This window comes from Falsiroseomonas ponticola, assembly GCF_016805305.1.
GTDB lineage: Bacteria > Pseudomonadota > Alphaproteobacteria > Acetobacterales > Acetobacteraceae > Falsiroseomonas > Falsiroseomonas ponticola.
Window position 1 is genome coordinate 319047 of record NZ_JAERQN010000007.1, and the last position, 7169, is coordinate 326215.

Annotated in this window: 6 protein-coding genes; all 6 read left to right on the plus strand. The window is 70.0% G+C overall.

Features of this window, described 5'->3' with window-relative positions:
- The first annotated feature begins 73 nt into the window (after positions 1-73).
- The 6 genes from JJI54_RS20990 (at position 74) to JJI54_RS21015 (ending at position 6963) form a co-directional block, all read left to right on the plus strand.
- On the plus strand, positions 74-1714 hold the full coding sequence (locus tag JJI54_RS20990; protein ID WP_203075008.1) for a ribonuclease J: 1641 nt from the start codon (positions 74-76) through the stop codon (positions 1712-1714).
- 36 nt (positions 1715-1750) lie between these two features.
- Positions 1751-2059: a DUF1467 family protein gene (locus tag JJI54_RS20995; protein WP_203075009.1), complete on the plus strand. Its 309-nt coding sequence runs from the start codon at positions 1751-1753 to the stop codon at positions 2057-2059.
- Between the two features lie 415 nt (positions 2060-2474).
- Complete coding sequence (gene proS, locus JJI54_RS21000; protein ID WP_203075010.1) at positions 2475-3779, plus strand: proline--tRNA ligase; 1305 nt, start codon at positions 2475-2477, stop codon at positions 3777-3779.
- 2 nt (positions 3780-3781) lie between these two features.
- Positions 3782-5035 carry a lipoprotein-releasing ABC transporter permease subunit gene (locus JJI54_RS21005; protein WP_203075011.1) on the plus strand — a complete coding sequence of 418 codons (1254 nt, stop codon included), beginning with the start codon at positions 3782-3784 and terminating at the stop codon, positions 5033-5035.
- Positions 5028-6290, plus strand: coding sequence for a lipoprotein-releasing ABC transporter permease subunit (locus JJI54_RS21010; RefSeq protein WP_203075012.1), 1263 nt, complete (start codon positions 5028-5030; stop codon positions 6288-6290). The genes JJI54_RS21005 and JJI54_RS21010 overlap by 8 nt, the downstream gene beginning before the upstream one ends.
- On the plus strand, positions 6283-6963 hold the full coding sequence (locus tag JJI54_RS21015) for an ABC transporter ATP-binding protein (RefSeq protein ID WP_203075013.1): 681 nt from the start codon (positions 6283-6285) through the stop codon (positions 6961-6963). The genes JJI54_RS21010 and JJI54_RS21015 overlap by 8 nt, the downstream gene beginning before the upstream one ends.
- Positions 6964-7169 lie beyond the last annotated feature (206 nt).

Here is a 7169-nt window from a genome sequence, read left to right on the forward strand (position 1 = left end):
GACCGAGGGGTCCGGGCGGATGGTTCGCTTCCAGAAGACGACGACTGAACCGACTGAGAACTGGAAGAACAACATGAATGGAGACCTGGCCTTCATCCCGCTCGGCGGGACGGGGGAGATCGGACTCAACCTCAACGTCTACCGATGCGATGGGGATCTGCTGGCGGTGGATTGCGGCCTCGGCTTCGGGGGGCCGGAGCATCCGGAGGTGGAGGTGATGGTGCCGGACCCCGCCTGGCTGGCGGAACGGCGCGACCGGCTGCAGGGCCTGGTGATCACGCATGCCCATGAGGACCATGTGGGCGCCGTCGCCCATCTGTGGCGGCAGCTGCGCTGCGAAATCTGGTGCACGCCCTTCGTCGCCGCGGTGCTGCGCCGGAAGCTGGGCGAGGCGGGGCTTGGCCCGCAGGTGAAGGTCAACGTGGTGCCGCCCGGCGGGCGGTTCGAGGCGGGCAGCTTCGACCTGGAGTTCCTGCGCGTCTCGCATTCCGTGCCGGAAGCGCAGGCGCTGGCGATCCGCACCCGCTACGGCAACATCCTGCACACCGGCGACTGGAAGCTGGACCCCCAGCCCCTGATCGGCCCGCCGACGGATGAGGCCGCCTTCGCCCGCTTCGGGGCGGAAGGCGTGCTCGCCATGGTCTGCGACAGCACCAATGCGCTGGTCGAGGGCCATTCGGGCAGCGAGGCCGAGGTTCGGCGGAACCTGACCGCCCTCATCAAGGGCATCAAGCGCGGCCGCATCGCCGTGACCTGCTTCGCGACCAACCTGGCCCGCGTCGAATCCGTGGCGGCCGCGGCGCGCGCGGCGGGGCGGGACGTGGCGCTGTTCGGCCGCAGCCTGCGCAACGCGGAAGCGGCGGCGCGGGAATGCGGCTACCTCCGCGACACGCCCCCCTTCCTGTCGGAGGAGGAGGCGGAGGACGTGCCCGACGACAAGCTGGTGGTGATCTGCACCGGCAGCCAGGGCGAGCCCCGCAGCGCCATGTCCAAGATCGCCGCCGACACCCATCCCCATATCTCGATGGGGGAGGGGGATACGGTCATCTTCTCCTCCCGCATGATCCCGGGGAATGAGCGGGCGATCCTGCGGGTGCAGGATGAGCTGAGCCGCGCCGGCGTCGATGTCATGACCGCCGATGACCACATGGTCCATGTCTCCGGCCACCCGGCGCGGGACGAGCTGAAGCGGCTCTACCAGCTGGTGAAGCCCAAATATTGCGTGCCCGTGCACGGCGAATGGCGCCACATGAACGAGCACGCGAACCTGGCGGAGAGCCTGGGCGCCATCGCGCATGTCATCGAGGATGGCGACGTGCTGCGCCTGGCGCCGGGGCCGGTGGAGACGGTGGAGAGCGTGCCGGTCGGGCGGCTGGCCATCGATGGCGACCGGCTGCTGCCGCTGGACGGCGATGTGCTGGCCGCGCGGAAGAAGATGCTGATGAACGGCGTCGTGGTGGCGAGCTTCGCGGTGGATGGCTCGGGCCGCGTGCTCGGCCAGCCGCAGATCTCGGCGCCGGGGCTGTTCGACGGCTTCGGGGAGGAGCCGGCGCAGATCGCCGCCGACCTGGCCCGGGCGGTGACGGAGATGCCGAGCGCCACGCGGCGGGAGGATGGGCTGCTGCGGGAAGCCGCGCGCAGCGCCGTCCGCAAGGCCGTCGGCCGGCGGCTGCGCAAGCGGCCCTCGGTCGAGGTGCATCTGCTGCGGGTCTGACGCGGCGGGACGGGATTCGCGGAGAGGTCAGGGATCATGGACTGGTTCACGGGAATCGTGACCTACCTGCTGCTGTGGTGGGTCGCGCTGTTCTGTGTGCTGCCGATCGGCGCGCGGCCGCGGGATTCGGAGCTGGAGGAGGGGGGCTGGCGCGGCGCGCCGGCCAACCCGCGGATCGGCCTGAAGGTGGTGGGCACCAGCGTGCTGGCGGCGGTGTTCTGGCTGGCGGCCTGGGGGCTGATGGCGACCGACTTCATCAGCTTCCGGGATGGCTGGTGGGCCTATGGCGGGCCGGAGCAGTCGAGCCCGATTCCGGGTGTGGCGCCGAGCCGTGCACAAAATTAAGGCGGCCAACCCGCCTCCCCGCGGGTGCCGCCCGTAAAACGCGCAGTTTTTTTCTGGAAGCCTGTTTTTTGGCTTCCGGTGGTGGCGTTTTCTGTTGTGCCACCTTGGTGTGCGGAGCCACATTGGGTCCAGGGAGAGGTTGATCCTCTCTCTGCCGTGTGACTGGCGTTTCCTCCCTAAACTCGGGCGGCACCTAAGGTGCTGCCCGTTTTTTTGTACCCGCGCCCCAGGCCGCTGGGAAGGGGTTTCTTAAGCCGCGGCGCGTTTTTTCGCTCTTTCCTTGCCGAAAACCGGGGTCGGCGCGAACATTTGTTGCTGCGGTGCAGCACGACAGGCCGTCCGGGGGGCGCCCTGTTCCCGTCCAGGCCCGGGCGGGCTAGGTATGCGGCCCCGACCTCCGCTGAGGATCTGCCCCTTGCGCCTCTCCCGTGCCTTCCTCCCCACCCTGAAGGAAACCCCGGCGGAGGCGACCATCGCCTCCCACCGGCTCATGCTGCGCGCGGGGCTCGTGCGGCAGACCTCGGCCGGCATCTATGCCTGGCTGCCGCTGGGCTGGCGGGTGCTGCAGAAGATCGAGCAGATCGTGCGGGAGGAGCAGGACCGCGCCGGCGCGCAGGAGATCCTGATGCCGACCATCCAGTCGGCCGACCTCTGGCGCCAATCCGGCCGCTACGACGCCTATGGGCCGGAGATGCTGCGCCTGCGGGACCGGCATGACCGCGAATGCCTCTACGGCCCCACCAACGAGGAGATGGTGACCGACATCTTCCGGGGCTACGCCAAGAGCTACCGGGACCTGCCGCGCAACCTCTACCACATCCAGTGGAAGTTCCGGGACGAGGTGCGGCCGCGCTTCGGCGTGATGCGCGGGCGGGAATTCCTGATGAAGGATGCCTATTCCTTCGACCTGACGAAGGAAGGCGCGCAGCACAGCTACCGGCAGATGTTCCTGGCCTACCTCCGCACCTTCGCCCGCATGGGGCTGAAGGCGGTGCCGATGCGGGCCGATACCGGGCCGATCGGCGGCAACCTGTCCCACGAATTCATCATCCTGGCGGAGACGGGGGAGAGCCAGGTCTTCGTCAGCCAGGACCTGCTGGACATGGACGCGCTGGCGAGCGCGCCCGACTACGGCGCGGACCTGGCGCCGGCCGTGGATGCCTGGACCAGCCACTACGCCGCGACCGAGGAGATGCACGACCCCGTCGCCTGGGAACAGGTGCCGGCGGCGAAGCGCGTCTCCGCCCGCGGCATCGAGGTGGGCCACATCTTCTATTTCGGCACCAAGTACTCCGCGACCATGGGGCTTTCCGTGCAGGGGCCGGATGGCAAGACGGTGGTGCCGGAGATGGGCAGCTACGGCATCGGCGTCTCCCGCCTGGTGGGCGCCACCATCGAGGCGAACCATGACGAGCAGGGCATCAAGTGGCCGGATGCGGTCGCGCCCTTCAAGGCCGTGGTGATCAACCTGAAGCAGGGCGACGCGGCCTGCGACGCGCTTTCCGAGCGCATGTACGCCGCGATTCCCGAGAGCCTCTATGACGACCGCAGCGAGCGCGCCGGCCCGAAATTCGCCGATGCCGACCTGATGGGGCATCCCTGGCAGGTCACGGTCGGCCCGCGCGGCGCGGCCGCCGGCGTGGTGGAGCTGAAGCGCCGCGCGACGGGGGAGAAGCAGGAAGTCTCGCCCGAGGATGCGCTCGCGAAAATCCTGGGCTGAGGATGTTCGGGGCGTTCGAACGCGCGGTCGCGCTTCGCTACCTGCGTGCCCGCAAGGGCGAGCGCTTCGTCTCCATCATCGCCGTCTTCTCGCTGGTCGGCATCGCGCTGGGCGTGGCCACGCTGATCATCGTCATGGCGGTGATGAACGGCTTCCGGCAGGACCTGATCGGCCGGATCATCGGGCTGAACGGCCACCTGATCGTGCAGCCCGCCAGCGGCAACCGGCTGCCGGACCATGCCGCGCTCATTGCGCGGCTCGGCGCGCTGCCGGGCCTGGTGCAGGTGGCGCCGATCGTCGAGGGACAGCTGCTGGTGACCAGCGAGGCCGGCGGCGCCGGCGGCGCGCTGGTGCGGGGCATCGCGCCCGCCGATCTGCGCGCGCGCACCACCATCGCCTTCTCCCTGCGCCGCGGCACGCTGGATGACTTCAAGGACCAGGATGCGCTGGTGATGGGCCAGCGCATGGCGATCCGCATGGGCGTGCGCGTCGGCGATCGCGTCAGCCTGGTGCTGCCGCAGGCGCGGGGGTCCGACTTCACCGCGGCGCCGAAGCTGCGCAGCTTCCAGGTCGTGGCGCTGTTCGATGTCGGCATGCCGGAATACGACAACCGGCACATCTTCATCCCGCTGGCCGCGGCGCAGGATTTCTTCGCGCTTGGCGATGCCGTCAGCCAGGTGGAGCTGCTAGTGGCGGACCCCGCGCAGGTGCGCGAGGTGACGGAGGCGGTGCGCGCCGCGCTGGCGGGCCAGCCGGTGCGGATCGCGGACTGGCAGGACGCCAACAGCACCATGTACGCGGCGGTGCTGGTGGAGCGGAACGTGATGTTCCTGATCCTGACGATGATCATCCTCGTCGCCGCCTTCAACATCATCTCCAGCCTTACGATGCTGGTGAAGGACAAGGGGCGGGACATCGCCATCCTGCGCACCGTGGGCGCGACGCGCGGCGCGGTGCTGCGCATCTTCCTGATCTGCGGCGGGTCCGTCGGCTGCGGCGGCACGCTGATCGGCTTCGTGCTCGGCCTGACCGTCTGCCTGAACTTCGAGAACCTGCGCGCGGGCGTGCTGGCGCTGCGGGGCACGCCCTTCTTCAGCCAGGAACTGCTCTTCCTCGCGCAGCTGCCCGCCGTGGTGGACCCGCGGGAGGTGGTGCAGGTGCTGGTGATGGGGCTCGGCCTGTCGCTGCTGGCGACGCTCTATCCCAGCTGGCGCGCGGCGCGCATCGATCCCGCCCAGGCGCTGCGGCATGGCTGAGGCGCGCGTCTTCGGCGCCTTCGAGCGCGCGGTCGCGATCCGCTACCTCTGGGCGCGGAAGGGGGAGCGGTTCGTCTCCGTCATCGCGGGCTTCTCCGTCATCGGCATCGCACTCGGCATCGCGACGCTGATCGTGGTGCTGAGCGTGATGGGCGGATTCCGGCAGGAATTGCTGGGGCGCATCCTCGGCCTCAACGGCCACCTCGGCGTCACCGGCGAACGCGGCACGGTCGAGAATTTTCCCGAGATCGTCGCGCGCATCCGTGCCCTGCCGATGGTGGCCTCCGCCACGCCCATCGTGGAGGGCCAGGTGCTGCTGACGAGCGATGGCGGCAGCGCGGCGGGCGGGCTGCTGCGCGGCATCGCGCCCGATGACCTGCGCGCCCGCCGCATCGTGGCGGAGAACATCCGCGCCGGGTCGCTCGCCGAGTTCCAGGGGGACGATGCCATCCTGATCGGCGTCGGCCTGGCGCGGCGGCTTTCCGTGGGCGTCGGCGATCGCGTCACCGTCGTCTCCCCCATCGGGCGAGTCACGGTCTTCGGCACCGTGCCGCGGCTGCGCGCCTATCGCGTCGCCGCCATCTTCGAGGTCGGCATGCAGGATTACGACGCCGGCTTCACCTTCGTGCCGCTGCCCGCCGCGCAGACCTTCTTCCAGATGCCGCGGGCCGCGACGCTGGTGGAGGTGCACCTCCGCAACCCCGACCAGGTGACGGAAGCGGCGCAGGCCATCCGCGCCGCGGCTGGGCAGTCGCTCCGCATCACGGACTGGCAGGACGCCAATAGCGGCTTCTTCCAGATCGTGCAGGTGCAGCGGAACGTGATGTTCCTGATCCTGACGCTCATCATCCTCGTCGCCGCCTTCAACATCGTCTCCAGCCTGACGATGCTGGTGAAGGACAAGGGGCGGGACATCGCCATCCTGCGCACCATGGGCGCGGGACGCTTCGCGGTGCTGCGCATCTTCCTGCTGTGCGGTGCCGCGATCGGCGGGCTCGGCACCGTCCTCGGCTTCGGGCTCGGGCTGCTGTTCTGCGCCAATATCGAGAGCATCCGCCAGGCGCTGATGGCGGCCACGGGCACCACCGTCTTCGACCCCAATGTCTATCTGCTGACGCAGATCCCCGCGGTGGTGGACCCGCATGAGGTCGTGCAGGTCCTCGCCCTCGGCTTCGGCCTCTCCCTGCTGGCGACGATCATCCCGAGCTGGCGCGCCGCCAGGCTCGACCCCGTGGAGGCGCTTCGGAATGAGTGAGCCCGCGCTCCGCCTGGCCGGCGTCGTGCGCCGCTTCCGCACGGAAGCCGGCGAACTGCCCGTGCTGACCGGCGCCGACCTGTCGCTGGTGCCCGGGGAGATCGTGGCCCTCGTCGCGCCCTCCGGCACCGGCAAATCCACCCTGCTGCACCTGGCGGGGCTGCTGGAGAAGCCCGACGGGGGCGAGGTCTTCTTCAACGGCCAGGCGGCCGGCACCCTCTCCGACGATGCGCGCACGGCCATCCGGCGCCAGGGCATCGGCTTCGTCTACCAGTTCCACCACCTGCTGCCGGAATTCTCGGCCGCGGAGAACATCATCCTGCCCCAGCTCGCCGCCGGCACGCCGCGCCGCGCCGCGACCGAACGCGCCCACGCGCTGCTCGCCCGCTTCGGCCTGGCGAAGCGGGAAGACCACCGGCCCGGCAAACTCTCCGGCGGCGAACAGCAGCGCGTCGCCATTGCCCGGGCGCTGGCCAACCATCCCCGCGTGCTGCTGGCGGACGAACCCACCGGCAACCTCGACGTGGAAACCGCCGACCGCGTCTTCCACGAACTGCTCGACGCCGTGCGCACCGAGGGCATGGCCGCCCTCATCGCCACCCACAACCCCGACCTGGCCGCGCGCATGGACCGCGTGGTGACGCTGCGGGGGGGGAAGATCGAGCAGGCGTAGGCGGCCGGGCGTAGGGTGCGCTGGTGGCCCCTGGAGAGGGGCCGCCGGCCCCTCTCCAGACCTCTCCCCGCCGAGGGGCAGCGGCCCCTTGTGTCTTGGCGATGATGCATAGTGTGACCGCCGGTGCAGGGCTGCAGCCCTGCACCGGCGGCGCGATCTCGAGGCCGTCGGCCCTTCGGTCCTAAGACCGTTTCCGAGCTTGGCCC